The organism is Thioalkalivibrio sp. ALMg9, assembly GCF_000380625.1.
In the GTDB taxonomy this organism is placed as follows: Bacteria; Pseudomonadota; Gammaproteobacteria; order Ectothiorhodospirales; family Ectothiorhodospiraceae; genus Thioalkalivibrio; species Thioalkalivibrio versutus.
In genome coordinates, this window is the sequence record NZ_AQYC01000009.1 from 840,301 (window position 1) to 854,060 (window position 13,760).

At 67.0% G+C, this 13,760-nt stretch carries 16 protein-coding genes; 5 read left to right on the plus strand and 11 right to left on the minus strand.

Features of this window, described 5'->3' with window-relative positions:
* The 7 genes from F792_RS0113075 to sdhC all read right to left on the minus strand — a co-directional run bounded on the left by F792_RS0113075 (position 1) and on the right by sdhC (position 5,087).
* The gene (locus tag F792_RS0113075; RefSeq protein WP_018169982.1) at positions 1–858 is read right to left on the minus strand and encodes a NifU family protein; all 858 of its coding nucleotides are present in this window, start codon (positions 856–858) and stop codon (positions 1–3) included.
* 52 nt (positions 859–910) lie between these two features.
* A complete protein-coding gene (locus F792_RS0113080) occupies positions 911–1,165 on the minus strand; it encodes a succinate dehydrogenase assembly factor 2 (protein WP_026305976.1) in 255 nt (84 codons plus the stop codon).
* Between the two features lie 79 nt (positions 1,166–1,244).
* The gene (locus F792_RS0113085; RefSeq protein WP_018169984.1) at positions 1,245–1,946 is read right to left on the minus strand and encodes a succinate dehydrogenase iron-sulfur subunit; all 702 of its coding nucleotides are present in this window, start codon (positions 1,944–1,946) and stop codon (positions 1,245–1,247) included.
* A 57-nt stretch (positions 1,947–2,003) separates the two neighbouring features.
* Entirely contained in the window at positions 2,004–2,366 is a 363-nt protein-coding gene (locus tag F792_RS0113090; protein ID WP_018169985.1) for a TraR/DksA C4-type zinc finger protein, read from the minus strand.
* 219 nt (positions 2,367–2,585) lie between these two features.
* Positions 2,586–4,361, minus strand: a complete 1,776-nt coding sequence (sdhA, locus tag F792_RS0113095; protein WP_018169986.1) for a succinate dehydrogenase flavoprotein subunit — start codon at positions 4,359–4,361, stop codon at positions 2,586–2,588.
* A 10-nt stretch (positions 4,362–4,371) separates the two neighbouring features.
* Positions 4,372–4,710: a succinate dehydrogenase, hydrophobic membrane anchor protein gene (sdhD, locus tag F792_RS0113100; protein WP_018169987.1), complete on the minus strand. Its 339-nt coding sequence runs from the start codon at positions 4,708–4,710 to the stop codon at positions 4,372–4,374.
* Positions 4,707–5,087 carry a succinate dehydrogenase, cytochrome b556 subunit gene (sdhC, locus tag F792_RS0113105; protein WP_018650004.1) on the minus strand — a complete coding sequence of 127 codons (381 nt, stop codon included), beginning with the start codon at positions 5,085–5,087 and terminating at the stop codon, positions 4,707–4,709. Before sdhC ends, sdhD begins: the two co-directional genes overlap by 4 nt.
* A 178-nt stretch (positions 5,088–5,265) precedes the next feature.
* Between sdhC and F792_RS0113110 the strand changes: the two genes are divergently transcribed.
* A complete protein-coding gene (locus F792_RS0113110) occupies positions 5,266–6,312 on the plus strand; it encodes a folate-binding protein YgfZ (RefSeq protein ID WP_018169989.1) in 1,047 nt (348 codons plus the stop codon).
* Positions 6,313–6,315: 3 nt separating this feature from the next.
* Positions 6,316–6,480 (plus strand): hypothetical protein, encoded by a 165-nt coding sequence (locus tag F792_RS14925; RefSeq protein ID WP_018140916.1) that lies wholly within the window; start codon positions 6,316–6,318, stop codon positions 6,478–6,480.
* Positions 6,481–6,543: 63 nt separating this feature from the next.
* Here the strand turns inward: F792_RS14925 and F792_RS0113120 are convergent, their stop codons facing one another.
* Genes F792_RS0113120 through F792_RS0113135 form a run of 4 tightly spaced genes read right to left on the minus strand, consistent with a single transcriptional unit; the run spans position 6,544 to position 10,134 of the window.
* Positions 6,544–7,977, minus strand: a complete 1,434-nt coding sequence (locus F792_RS0113120; RefSeq protein ID WP_018169990.1) for an FAD-dependent oxidoreductase — start codon at positions 7,975–7,977, stop codon at positions 6,544–6,546.
* The gene (locus tag F792_RS0113125) at positions 7,977–8,357 is read right to left on the minus strand and encodes a DUF302 domain-containing protein (RefSeq protein ID WP_018169991.1); all 381 of its coding nucleotides are present in this window, start codon (positions 8,355–8,357) and stop codon (positions 7,977–7,979) included. The genes F792_RS0113120 and F792_RS0113125 overlap by 1 nt, the downstream gene beginning before the upstream one ends.
* Before the next feature lie 54 nt (positions 8,358–8,411).
* Positions 8,412–9,551, minus strand: coding sequence for an acyl-CoA dehydrogenase family protein (locus tag F792_RS0113130; protein WP_018169992.1), 1,140 nt, complete (start codon positions 9,549–9,551; stop codon positions 8,412–8,414).
* Positions 9,552–9,585: 34 nt separating this feature from the next.
* The gene (locus F792_RS0113135) at positions 9,586–10,134 is read right to left on the minus strand and encodes an OsmC family protein (RefSeq protein ID WP_018169993.1); all 549 of its coding nucleotides are present in this window, start codon (positions 10,132–10,134) and stop codon (positions 9,586–9,588) included.
* Positions 10,135–10,547: 413 nt separating this feature from the next.
* On the opposite strand from F792_RS0113135, the gene F792_RS0113140 reads away from it, so the two are divergent.
* From F792_RS0113140 to F792_RS0113150, 3 genes are read left to right on the plus strand one after another with little or no spacing between them, the layout of a single operon-like run.
* Positions 10,548–11,402 carry an ABC transporter ATP-binding protein gene (locus F792_RS0113140; RefSeq protein ID WP_026305977.1) on the plus strand — a complete coding sequence of 285 codons (855 nt, stop codon included), beginning with the start codon at positions 10,548–10,550 and terminating at the stop codon, positions 11,400–11,402.
* Between the two features lie 43 nt (positions 11,403–11,445).
* Positions 11,446–12,729 (plus strand): ABC transporter substrate-binding protein, encoded by a 1,284-nt coding sequence (locus F792_RS0113145; protein WP_018169995.1) that lies wholly within the window; start codon positions 11,446–11,448, stop codon positions 12,727–12,729.
* Positions 12,726–13,565, plus strand: a complete 840-nt coding sequence (locus F792_RS0113150; protein WP_018145428.1) for an ABC transporter permease — start codon at positions 12,726–12,728, stop codon at positions 13,563–13,565. Before F792_RS0113145 ends, F792_RS0113150 begins: the two co-directional genes overlap by 4 nt.
* Positions 13,566–13,760: the final 195 nt, after the last annotated feature.

A 13,760-nucleotide genomic window follows, 5' to 3' on the forward strand; every position in this document is an offset into this window, starting at 1 on the left:
TCAGAAGGTGTTGGCGACGCTGGCCACGCCCGGCGCACGCGACCGAACCAGGCGTTCGACCACATTCTTGAGATCCAGCGTGGAGCGCGGACAGCCCACACAGGCCCCCTTGAGTCGGACCCGCACGGTGCGGCCATCGAGCTCCACGAACTCGATATCGCCCCCGTCCTGCATCATGATCCGCCGTGCCTCCTCGATCGCGGCGCGCACCGCGTCCACGTCGATCGGGCCATCGGCCGGCACGTCGGCCGCCTCGCGTTGCGCATGGGTCTGGGCCCGGTCCAAGCGCAGCGCGAGCTCCGGATCGAGTTCCTCGATCGCGTCCAGTTCATCCTCGCTGTACACGTGATCGGGCTCGTCACTCAGCAGATGTGACACGTCCACCATCACCTGCGCGTTGTCGGGTCCAGCCATGTTCGGGCCTCCGGGTACTCGGCTTTTCGCCAGTATAGCAACGCCGCGCTCCACCCCTGCGCGAAGCCGCACCCGCCAGCCGGGATCCACCACCTCGCGCGCAGGCGACCAGCGCAACCGCACGCGCAGACGGCGCAGGTCCTCCGGATGCATGCGCCCGGCGTGCAGCCACAGGCGCCATACCCGGCCGGTACCCCGCATCCGGACCACCAGCACCACCAGCCGACGCAACACCCGTGTATCGGGAAGCACCTCCACCCAGTCCACCTGCTCCTGGCGCAGGCCCTCGGCGGTGGCCAGCCAGGTTGCACCCTCGGGCGTCTGCCCCAGCCAGTCCCAGGCCGGCGGTTGCGAGCGCCATTGCCACCACCAGCCGGCCACGGCCAGTCCGAAGACCGGGGCCAGCGTCCACAACGGGCTGTACACCAGCACATAGCCGGCCACAGCCAGGAGCAGGTGGATCTGGCCCGCGAGCGCGAGCCGGGGGAGGACCGGGTCAGGTCGGAGCCGAAGCCTGAGTGGCGGCGCGGATCGCCGGGACAAGGCGGGCTATCCCCTCGTCCACCGTGGTCTGGCGACCCATGACCACATCCAGCAGCACGTTGTCGGGGTAATCGAGCAGGCGTTCGAAGGCATCGCGACCCTCCTGGTCCAGTTGCGCATATCCCTGCGCGAGAAAGTGGCCGAGCAGCCAGTCGTTCTCCAGCATGCCGCGGCGACAGCGCCAGCGTGTCCGGTTATCCGGTTCCATCACCGAAATGCCCCACCCGCGCCCCGGTAGATACCGTCTTGCCCTACGGGGGCTGGATACCCGTTGCGGATCAGGCCACTCACAGCGACTTCTTCAGCATGGTGCGGCGGATGTCGCTGATCGCGCGGCTCGGGTTCAGGCCCTTCGGGCACACCTGGGTGCAGTTCATGATGGTGTGGCAGCGGTAAAGCTTCCAGGCATCATCCAGCTGTTCGAGACGGTGCTCGGTGGCCTCGTCGCGGCTGTCGTGGATGAAGCGCGCGGCCTGCAAAAGCGCCGCCGGCCCCAGGAACTTGTCCGGGTTCCACCAGTAGGATGGGCAGGCAGCGGAGCAGCAGCCGCACAGGATGCACTCGTAGAGCCCGTCCAGTTGTTCGCGGTCTTCGGGGCTTTGCTTGCGCTCCACCTCGGGCTCCGGGCTGTCGTTGACCAGCCAGGGCTCGGCCTTGCGGTATTGCTCCCAGAAGTTGTCCATGTCCACGATCAGGTCGCGGATCACCGGCATGCCCGGGAACGGGCGCAGGGTCACGGGTGAGTCCAGCTCCGCCAGCGGCGTGATGCACGCCAGGCCATTGGTGCCGTTGATGTTCATGCCGTCGGAGCCACACACCCCGTGCTGACAGGAGCGGCGAAAGCCCAGGGAGTCGTCCTGTTCCTTCAACAGCAGTAGCGCATCCAGCAGCATCATCCCGGGCTCGACCTGGTCATCGGGCAGGCTGAAGCGCTGCATCTTCGGCAGCGTGTCCGTCTCCGGGTTGAAGCGGTAGATCGAGAACTCCATCGGTATCTCCTGTCGGTGACCGTGGCCACCGTTGTCACACGCTGCGGTAAGCCCCAATCAATCCTGTTCCCGCGCCTCGGCACAGGCGATGCATCGCTCGGCCGACGGGTCGATCTCCAGCCGCGAGCGGGCAATCGGTTCCAGGCAGTCGATGCACAGTCCGCCCTCGCCCTCCTCCAGCCGCTTCAGCGCCCGGCGGGCGCGAACACGCTGGGCCTCGCGCCGCTGCTGGCTCGCCTTGGCCATGGCCTGGCCCTGCAGCGCGTCCATCCGCGAGAGCCGTCCGGTGCGCTGCTGGTCCAGCTCCACGGTCGCGCCGCTGTCGGCGGCGCCCGCGAGCGCGGCATCCAGCTCCGTCAGCAGCGCCTCGAGCTGCTCGTGCAGCCACGCCTCGGGTACCGGTTCGGTGGGGTTGCTCATGGTTCGTCTCCCATCGACCGCGTTGCACGTGGTTGAACGCGCGGGCTGCCATGCCCCCTGATGCGATTCGCTGCGCTCATCCGTATCCTACGGCCTGTATTGATGCACCGGTGTCGTAGGGTGCGTTGAGCATCGCGAAACGCACCGATGCCGGTGGGAATATCCGCCACATGATGCGATTCGCTGCGCTCATCCGCATCCTACGGTCGAGTCGACCCATCAATAGACGCGTTCCTTCGGCGGGAACGAGGCCACGGTATTCGGCTGGGTGCGCACCGGCTTGTAGTCCAGGCTATCGTCCGCCAGCGAGTACAGGCTGTGCTTGAGCCAGTGCTGATCGTCGCGCTCGGGGAAATCGATCCGCGAGTGGGCGCCGCGGCTTTCCTCGCGCCCCAGCGCGGAGCGGATGGTCGCGATCGCGCAGTCCATCAGGTTCTCCAGCTCCATCGCCTCCACTCGCGCGGTATTGAAGGTGCTGGAGTGATCCGCGATCACCGCATGGTTCAGGCGCTCGCGCAACGCACGGACCTTCTCCACCCCCTCGCGCATCACCTCGTCGGTGCGGAATACCGAGCAGTGGTCTTCCATCACCTTGCGCAGTTCGCGCTTGAGCGGCTCGACCTGCTCGGCGGAGCCATCGCCCGGGTCCTTGCGATCCCAGCGCGTGAGCCGCGCCATCGCCTGTTCCACGGCCGACTCGTCCAGCGGCCGGTGGTAACGGTTCTCGGCCAGGTACTCGAGGATGTGATTGGCCGCCGCGCGGCCGAACACCAGGATGTCGAGCAGTGAATTGCCACCCAGGCGGTTGGCCCCGTGCACCGAGACACAGGCCGTCTCGCCGGCCGCGTACAGCCCGGGGACCGGGTCCTCCGGCGTATCTTTCTCCGGCGCCACCACCTGCCCGAAGCGATTGGTCGGGATGCCGCCCATGCTGTAGTGACAGGTCGGGAAGATCGGGATCGGCGCCTCGATCGGATCGACCCCGAGAAAGGTCATGCTCGTCTCGCGAATCCCCGGCAGGCGCTGCATGATCGTATCGGCGCCCAGATGGCGCAGGTCCAGCAATACGTGATCCGCATTGCGCCCGCAGCCGCGTCCCTCGCGCACCTCGGTGGCAATGGAGCGGCTCACCACGTCGCGCGAGGCCAGGTCCTTCGCCCGCGGGGCGTAGCGCTCCATGAAACGCTCGCCCTCGGAATTGATCAGGAACCCGCCCTCGCCGCGGGCACCCTCGGTAATCAGCATTCCGCGCCCGGCGATGCCGGTCGGGTGGAACTGCACGAACTCCATGTCCTCCAGCGGTACCCCGGCGCGCAGGGCCATCGCCATGCCGTCACCCGTATTGATCAGCGCGTTGGTCGTGGTGCGGAACAGCTGTCCCGCCCCGCCGGTCGCGATCAGGGTGGTCTTCGCCTCGATCACGATCGGCTCGCCGGTCAGGATCTCGAACGCCAGCACGCCCAGCACGTAGCCCTGCGCGTCGCGCAGCAGGTCCACCGCGAAATACTCGTCGAAGAAGTGCGTGCGCGCGCGCAGGTTCTGCTGGTACAGCGAGTGCAGGATCGCGTGCCCGGTGCGGTCCGCCGCCGCGCAGGTGCGCGCGGCTTGATCCTGACCGAAATTCTGGCTCTGCCCGCCAAAGGCGCGCTGGTAGATGGTGCCGTTGTCCAGGCGCGAGAACGGCACGCCGAAGTGGTCCAGCTCGTAGACCACCTTGGGCGCGGCGCGACACATGTATTCGATCGCGTCCTGGTCGCCCAGATAGTCCGAGCCCTTCACCGTGTCGAACATGTGCCAGTGCCAGGAGTCCGGCAGGACGTTGGCCAGGGCGGCGTTCACCCCGCCCTGCGCCGCCACCGTGTGCGAGCGCGTGGGAAACACCTTGGAGACCACCGCGACCTTGGCATCGCCATTGGACAGCTGTAGCGCCGCGCGCAGGCCGGCCCCGCCGGCCCCGATGATCAGGGCGTCGAACTTGCGTCGCGCCACGTTCATGCCAGTCCCTTCATGCCAGTCCCGCCCGAATCAGAATGAAAAATGCCCACAGCCCCGTCAGGAGCAACCCGCCGGCGGCCAGCACGAACACCAGGAGCCGCGTGCCGGGCGCATGCACGTAGTCCATCACCACGTCGCGCAGCCCGATCCACGCATGCAGCAGCAACAGCAGCACGAACACCGCCGTCAGCAACCCAATCACCGGGTGCCCGACCACACCCAGCCATGCGGCATGATCCGCCGGCGCGGCCAGCACGAAGAATCCGAGGGCCAGGATCACGTACACGCCCACATACACCGCCGTGATGCGTTGCAGCAGCCAGGCGCGCTGTCCGCTCAGGAGCCTCATAGCACCAGCCCCAGCCACACCAGCACGGTGCCGAGGATGCCCGCGTACAGCGCATCGCGCGCCGTGCGCAGCGAGCCCGCGCGATCCTCGCCGATGCCGAATTCCATCAGCAGGTAGCGAATCCCGGCAAACAGGTGATGCAGAAGCCACCAAAGCCCCAGTGCCAGCGCCACCAGGCCGATCGGGTGATGAATGATCGCCACGGCCTGGGCGAAGCCCTCGGGGCTGGCCAACGAGCGGTCCAGCAGCCAAAGCAGCACGGGAATCGACAGAATCAGGAAGACACCGGTGATCCGGTGCAGAATGGAGACCACGGCATTCAGCGGCAGTCGGATCTTGCGCAAATCCAGAAAGACGGGACGTCCCTGCCGAGTCATGCCAACCCCTAATAGCCGGAAGAAAAGGACCGTCAGGCTGACACCCCGCGTGGGGTTCGTCTACCATCGATCCACCGAATCAGCTTACCACTCCATGCTGCCGTCGTGACCCCGTATCGCCGCCTCCCGCGCGGTACGCCCGGCGATGGCATGGGCAGCAGTCCACTGGAGATCCTCGATGCGCGAAGACTGGAAAGACCACATCACCGATGCGGGTGCCGAGTTCGAGGAGGACGACCTCCTGCACTACGGCAACCCGGAACGTGAACGGCGCATGGCCATCAACGGCGAGGTGATCTGCGACCTCTCCCATCGCGGCCTGCTGGAGGTTCGCGGCGACGACGCCACCGACTTCCTGCAGGGCCAGTTCGGCAACGACATCCGCGCGGTGGACGCGCAACACAGCCAGCTGTCCAGCTACTCCAGTCCCAAGGGCCGCGCCTACGCCGTGTTCCGCGTGCTGCGTACCCGCGACGGCTACCTGCTGGAGATGCCCGCAGACCGGATCGAGCCGGTGGCCAAGCGCCTGCAGATGTTCGTGCTGCGCGCGAACGTGATCATCGAACAGGCCGGGGATTCGCGGATCCACTTCGGCTGCTCCGGGCCGGATGCCGAGAAGGAGGTGCAAAGCGCGCTGGGTGTCTGTCCCGCCGAGGTCGAGGAGGTCGTCGAGAAGGACGGCGTCACCGTGGTCCGGGTACCCGGGGTCCACCCGCGCTTCGAGCTGTTCGGCGAGTTCGACGCCATGCGCAAGGCGTGGGACGGCCTGAACGTCCACGCGGCCCCGGTGGGCCCGCGCGACTGGGCACTGCTGGACATCCTGGCCGGGGTCCCCACCGTGGTGGAGGAAACCAGCGAGAAGTTCGTGCCGCAGATGCTCAACCTGCATGCCCTGGGCGCGGTCAGCTTCGAAAAGGGCTGTTATCCGGGCCAGGAGGTCGTGGCACGCATGCACTACCTGGGCAAGCTCAAGCGGCGCATGTTCCGCCTGGCGATCCATACTCAGACTCCACCCCAACCCGGCTCGCCTGTGTTCCAGGCCGGCGGCAACCCGGACCAGTCGGACGGCGAGATCGTCGCAGCCGAATTGCACCCGGACGGGCTGTACTCCGCCCTGGCGGTACTGCAGGTCGCGGCCGCCAAGGGCGAACTGCGCTGGGACGCACCCGACGGCGCCAAGGCCGAGGTCGTCGAACTGCCCTACGCAGTCCCCGAAGGAGCCTGACGCATGCGCTTTTTGTTCTTCTTTTTCGTCCTGATCCTGCTGGCACTGTGGGCGGCCTTCTTCAGCCGCCCCGACAACCCCACATTATCCAACTGGCTCTACGCCCTGGCCGGTGTATTGGCAGTGCTGTTCCTGATCGGCTATTTGCGCCTCGACGGGGTCATATGACCCGAACCCTCTGATCCGCATCGCCGCACCCCCGCGGGCCCGGCACCGGCCGGGCCACGCGGCTCAGGACGCCAGCCGGGTTCGGGTATCCGCCACTGGCTCGCCCAGGCGCGTCTCCAGGTCCCGCGCCTGGCGTGCATGACAACCCGACAAGGCAAACCCCTCGAGCCGTGCATCGGCGTGATACTCCAGGTGACGCCCTTCGCCGTCGCCCGAGATCTCCACCCACTCGCCCCCGTCCGTCTGCGGCGGGCAGACGTTCAACGGCAGGCTCCCGGTCTTGACCTGCACGATCCCGGCATCCGGCCGGTACACCGTCGGCTCGCCGGACAGCGTGCGCGCCAGTGCAGCTGCTTGCCCGCGCAGGGTCTCCACGTAGGGGCGTAACTGGCCGTCGAACTCGCAACCATCACCCAGGGCGAAGACCGCCGGGTCGGTGGTGCGCAAGAGTGCGTCCACCTCGATTCCCGCGTGGCAGGCCAGACCGATCCGCTCGGCCAGCTCGCGGTTGGGCACCAGCCCGAGCGCACTGATGACCACCTCGGCCTCTACGGATTCGCCGCTGGCAAGGGCAAGACGGGTCGTTCCCTCCGCAACCGGTTCGATGCGCTCGACGGTCGCCTCGGTGTGCCACTGCACGCCGCGGTCGGCCAGCGCCTTCTCCAGATCGCCGCTCAGCGACTCGGGCAGCAGATTCTGCAGCGGCCGCGACGCACACTCGATCAAAGAGACCGGATAACCACCGGCCGCCAGGTCGTCCGCCAGCTCGCAGCCCACCAGGCCGGCGCCGATGATGGCCACACGGGTATGGGCCGGTGACCCGGCCTGCGCCTCGAGGGCCGCACGCAGCGCGCGATAGTCCTCCAGCGTGTTCACCGACAGCGGCGCCCTGGCCCCACCCGGGAACGCCATTTGCCGCGGACGCGCCCCGGTGGCCAGCACCAGCTGGCCGTACGGCACGCCGCCACGGGCGGTGATGATTCTTTGCTGCGCCCGCTGGACATCGAGCACGCGGACAAACGGCATCAGGTCAATGCCGAGCCGGGCCGCTCGCGCCACGCCAGTCTCCTCCACCAGATCCGCGACCGCGACGCCCCGGGCAAAGGCATTGGAGATCCGCGGCTTGGTGTAGTAATCACCGGAATCGGCGGTCAGCAGGCGGATCGTGCGCCGCGGATCCCGCTCGCGCAGGGCCTCGGCCAGGGCCCAGCCCGCCATGCCGCCCCCGACGATCACCACCGCGTCCGGATCGGCCGCGCCGGCCCCGGCACTCCAGGCCATCGCGGCGGCACCGGCGTCCGCGGTGTCGGCGCGCGGCTCCAGGGCGGTGAAATCCGCCTTGGTCACATTACAGTCGGGGCAATACCAGTCGTCGGGGATATCCTCGAAGCGGGTCCCAGGGGCCAGACCGGAATCCGGGTCGCCCTTGGCCTCGTCGTAGATATACCCGCAGACCTTGCAGATATAGCGCTTGAACTCGTCGGTTTCGGTGCTCATCACGCGGCCTCCACGGCATCGAGAATGGCCTTCAGTTTCGGGTCCAGTTCGGACCCGATGGCGTCCAGGTCGGGGTTGGCCCACGGCGCGAACACGTCCCGTGCGGAGCGCGCGCTGACGCGCAGCATCTCCCCATCGCCGGAGACGTGGATGCGCAACGGGATGTCGATGCCGGCCGGCTTGCAGGCCTCCCAGACACGCACCGCGTAGCTCGGGTGAAAGATCTCCAGGATCTGGTCGGTCGGGACCTCGACCCCGATCTTCGCGGCATTGGCCTGGCCATTGATGTGCGAGACCAGCTTCAGGCCCTGGGCGTCAATCGCCTCCTTCAGGGTCGCGACCGCGGTCTCGAGGTCCAGTCGGGTAGTGGTTTCCAGCATGACGATTCCTTCGTTCGGTGCGGAGCCCCGGTGGCCCCGACCGTGGGTGGTGGACTAGTGCGCGTGGATCCGCGCCAGCTCCTTGCGCAGGTGCTTGATGGCCGGGGTCACGATGGCCACGAAGTACGACTCGCGCAGCTTGCGCTGGGCGGCAGCGTTCGCCAGATACCCGCGGGCCCCGGTATGCAGCAATGCCGACTGCGACGCGCGCAGTGACAGCTCGGAACCGGTCAGGCGCATCTGCAGCACATCGGCAAAGAAGCCTTCGGACTCGTCGAAGGGCGTTTCCGAAAGCGCATAGCAGGCTGCACGGCCATCCTCCAGCGCCTCTTCCAGTTCGCCCACCTGGTCATCCAGATAGCCATTCACGTGGGACAGCGTCTCGTTGGCGTCACGCATGGTCTGGATGCAGCCATCGATCAGCCCCAGCCCCATCCCCATCTGCAGCAGCACGAACCCCGGTCGGATCCGGCGGATGTACTCGGGCAGGGCGTCGGCCAGCACGTGCTCATCGGGCACGAACACGCGATCGAAATGGCAACCGAAGGTGCGCGAACCCTCCAGCGCGGTGAACTCGGGACAGGCCGTCAGGCTGAACCCGGGGTCGGAGCAGTTGATCAGCGCCATCACCGGCCGCGGGTTCGCGCCGGTGGTGCGGAAGATCGCGCCGAAGTAGTGGTCCTCGCCCAGGTTGGATACCCAGGGCAGCGCACCGGAGACCACATAACCGCCGTCCACACGTTCGGCGGAGAGCTTGAGGTCCTCGATATTGGCAAACCACTTCATCGGGTTGGACAGCGCGGTGGCGCCCAGTGCCTCGGCATTCGCCAGCCTCGGCAGAGCCTCGCGCTTCAGGGTGTCCGAGGCACTGTTCTCCACGTACCAGGCACAGGCGTTCTGGCACCAGGCGACAAAGCCGGTGGTCATGCACTCGGCCGAGATCACCTCGGTCGCGCGGATGGCACTGGCAATATCCGTGGTGCCGCTGGCGTTCTGGCTGGCCAGGTGGCGGTTAAAGACGCCGAGGCGACCGGCCTCGCGCAGGAAGTCTTCGGGGTACAGGCCTTCGCGGTCGATACGGGCGGTCAGCGGAGCCAGATCGCGCTCCACCAGCGCCTGCAGCGCGGCATCGGCATCCGCCGGCCCTGCGGCCGGCGACACCCCCGTCACGTCGTGAGTGCGGGTTTCAAGCATTGGGGTTTACTCCCGTTGGGCAGCAGGACCGGAATCAGGCCAGCTCGACACTGAGCTTGACCGGGTTGCGCATGGTGTTGGCTACCGGCGACCAGAAGTCGGCATGGGCGACCAGCTCCTTCAGCTGTTCCTCGCTGGCATCCCCTTCCAGGTTCGCCTTCACCCGGATATCGGAGAAGCCGAGGTGCTTGTTCACGTCGGTATCCCCGACGCCCCATACGGCGGTCACGTTGATGTCGCCCTCCAGGGTCAGCTCGAGCTTGGTCAGGGTGATACCGCGATCGATCGCGTTGGCGTGCATCCCCACGGACAGGCAGGCACCCAAACTGGCCAACGCGGCCTCGGAGGGGTTCGGCGCGGTGTCGTCGCCCAGCAGGTGCGGCGGCTCGTCGATCACGTGGGCCTCAAGGTCGCGCACGAAGGTCCGGTTGCGGAACTTGCCTTCGCAGACCGTGGTGGCCTTCAGCGTCACGATGTTCTCGGGGTTGGCCTTGCCCTTGGCGGCGAGGTTATTGAGGCCATCCTGGTCGATCGGCTCCAGGGCGTTGATGGACAGGGAGGTAGTGGCTTCGGCTGCAGACATGGTGGTGCTCCTGATGGTTGGGATTCGTGGATCCCCGGCATTCGACCGGGTCGTCCATCCCGGTGCAGAAGCCGTGCCAAAACCGTGCGGACCGCACCACAAAGCCATTTCCAGCCGGGCCATCCGAATCCAACCCATCCCCCGTCGGACAATCCGTCCGCTTTGTCCACTCGAATTGGTCCGCATTGTCCGGATTGTCCACTCCTCGCCCCCGCGCCGGATCCCCCCGCTTCTGCGATGCCTCGTTCGCCGCTCCCTGTATTGCGCACCAGCGCGCCGTTTCGCCCCCGGGCCGGACGAAATTCCCGGGCAACACGACGGGTTTGGCACGCCCCTTGTAAGGAACCCCTTTGAACGCGCCGCCGATCCGATCCATCCGGCGGCTCATGAACGAAGGTCAAGAGGGAAACGCCATGGGCGCCGCCATCTCCATCGACTACATCACCCACCACTATCCCGGGCAGGAAGCCCCCACGCTCCAGGACATCCAGGTCACCGTCGCACCGGGCGAGACCGTGGCCCTGATCGGCCAGAGTGGCTGCGGCAAGTCCACCCTGCTGCACATGCTCGCGGGGCTCCTGCTGCCGAGCGAAGGCTGCGTGCGCATCAACGGCCACCAGGTCATCAAGCCGAGCCCGCGCTGGAACATGATGTTCCAGAAGCCCTCGCTCTACCCCTGGATGACGGTGCGCAAGAACGCCTCGCTGGGCCTGATCTTCCAGGGCCGCAAGACCGACATGCGCGAACGCATCGACCAGCTGCTGGAGACCGTGGGCCTGAGCGAGAAGTCCGAGGTCAACGTGCAGTCGCTCTCCGGCGGTCAGCAACAGCGCGTCGCCCTGGCCCGCAGCCTGGCCACCGACCCCGAACTGCTGCTGCTCGACGAACCATTCTCGGCCCTGGACGCCTTTACCCGCGTCGCCCTGCAGGACGAAGTCACCCGCCTGGCCCGGGAACGCGGGATCTCGGTGGTGTTCGTCACCCACGACATCGAAGAGGCCGTCGCCATGGCCGACCGCGTGCTGGTCATGGGCTCCAACCCGGGGACCATCACCGCCGAACTCCCGATCGACATTGCCCACCCACGCGATCGCAACAGCCAGGCCTTCGTCGACCGCAAGGCCGAACTGATGGGCTACTTCGGCGCCACCCGCACCCTGGCCGCTGACAAGGGTTCAGCGGAGGCCGAAGCCCCGACGCCCGATACCGAAAGCGAACAAGACGAGTCTTCTTCATCCGAATCCCGAGCGCGCGTACGCGCCGCCTGATCCACCACCCCACTGCCCCGAACCCGAGCGAGGAACCGCCACCATGTGCAACTGCGACAACCACCATGACATCGACAGCGAACTGGACCGGCTGCTGGATCGCAGCTTCTCCCGTCGCAACTTCCTGCGTACCGCCGCCGTCGGCGGCCTGGCCGGGAGCGGGCTTGCCCTGCCCGGTTCCCTGTTTGGGGCCGAACCCGGGAACCTCGAAGAGCCCGAAGGCGTCGTCAGCGACTTCGACGGCGTCGTGCGCATCGGCTACATCCCGATCACCGACGCCGCCGCCCTGCTGGTCGCCCACTCCGAGGGCTATTTCGAGGACGAAGGACTGGAGGTCGCCGATCCCCAGCTGATCCGCGGCTGGTCGCCGCTGATCGAGTCCTTTGCCGCCAACCGATTCAACCTGGTGCACCTGCTGAAGCCGATCCCGCTGTGGATGCGCTACCAGAATGACTTCCCGGTGAAGATCATGTCCTGGGCCCACACCAACGGCTCGGCCGTAGTAACCGGCCGCCATGTCGACGTGCAGAGCTTCGCCGACCTCGGCGGCAAGAGCGTGGCCGTGCCCTACTGGTATTCCATGCACAACGTGGTCATGCAAATGGCCCTGCGCGATGCCGGCCTGACGCCGGTGATCCGCGACCAGGGCGACGCGCTGGAGGCGCACGAGGTCAACCTGATGCTCATGCCGCCGCCGGACATGCCCCCGGCCCTGGCCGCGCGCTCCATTGATGCCTACATCGTCGCCGAGCCGTTCAACGCCGCCGGCGAACTGCTGGCGCGCGGCAACGTGCTGCGCTTCACCGGCGATATCTGGAAGAACCACCCCTGCTGCGTGGTCTGCATGAACGAGCGCCTGACCACCCGCGAACCGGAGTGGACCCAGAAGGTGATGAACGCCGTGGTCCGCGCCCAGGGCACCATCCAGCAGGACAAGAAGAGCGTCGCCACCATGCTCTCGCGCGATGGCAAGGGCTACTTGCCGATGCCCGCCAACGTAGTGGAACGCGCGATGACCAACTATCACGACGACAGCACCTACGCCGACAGCGGCGCGATCCGTCACCCCGAGTGGGAAAACGGCCGCATCGACTTCTCGCCCTGGCCCTACCCGTCCGCGACCAAGATGCTGGTCGGCGCCATGAACGAGACCCTGGTCGGCGGCGACACCACCTTCCTCGAAGGCCTGGACCCGGACTTCGTCACCGACGACCTGGTGAACTACGACTTCGTGCGCAAGGCGATGGAAAAACACACCGCCTGGCAGGGCGCCCCGGGCGTGGACATGGATTCACCCTATGCCCGCGAGGAGGTGGTGGTCCTATGAACCGCGAAGCCACACTCTCCGTCGACACCGCGACCGTGGAGCGGCTCATGCCGGTGCTGCGGTTCGCGGACCAAGCGCGCCGGGCGCTGCAGTACCCGGCGCTGGGCATCGCCGGCCTGTTCGCCCTGTGGTACTGGGGCGGCTGGGCCATCGGCAACAACGAGGACACGATGGCCTTCGCCAGCTTCGCCCCCGGGCCCACGCTGGCGGCCTTCTGGGACATCGTCAGCTCCGGGGCCGTGTGGTCGCCGATCGAGTCCAGCCTGTACCGCGTGGGCTGGGGCCTGGCCTACGCCATTGCCATCGGCGTGCCACTGGGCGTAATGATCGGCTACTTCCTGACGCTGAAGCAGGTCACCCACGTCCCGTTCCAGTTCCTGCGGATGATCTCGCCGCTGGCCTGGATGCCGGTCGCGGTACTGGCCTTCGCCACCTGGGATGCAGCCATCATCTTCCTGATTGCCATCGCGGCCGTCTGGCCCATTACCTACGCCACCGCGCACGGGGTGCAACGCATCGATCCGATGTGGCTCAAGGTGGGCAACAACCTGGGCGCCAATCCGTACCACACCCTGCGCTACATCGTGATGCCCGCGATCGCCCAGGATGTGTTCGCCGGGATCCGCCTGGCGGTGGGTGTGGCCTGGATCGTACTGGTGCCGGCCGAGTACCTGGGCGTCACCTCGGGGCTGGGCTACGCCATCAACGATGCCCGCGACACCCTGGAGTACGACAAACTGGCCGCATTTGTCCTGGTCATCGGCATCATCGGCTACATGCTCGACGCCATCTGCGTACGCCTGATCAAGCGCAGCAGCTATCACGCCGAGGGCTGATCCCTCCAGGCCATGCCCGGGCCCGGCCGTTCCTGGCCGGGCCTTTTTGTGCGCCCGCAAAGCGGGCAAGCGCAACCCAACAGTGCAAGGCCCTGCCCCGCCTCGAGGCAACCGCGTCATCCTGACCCTGCCAGACGCCCCCGAACGCCCACCAACACGTCGTTTTCGCACTGGCAGGCTTTCTGCATAACCCAC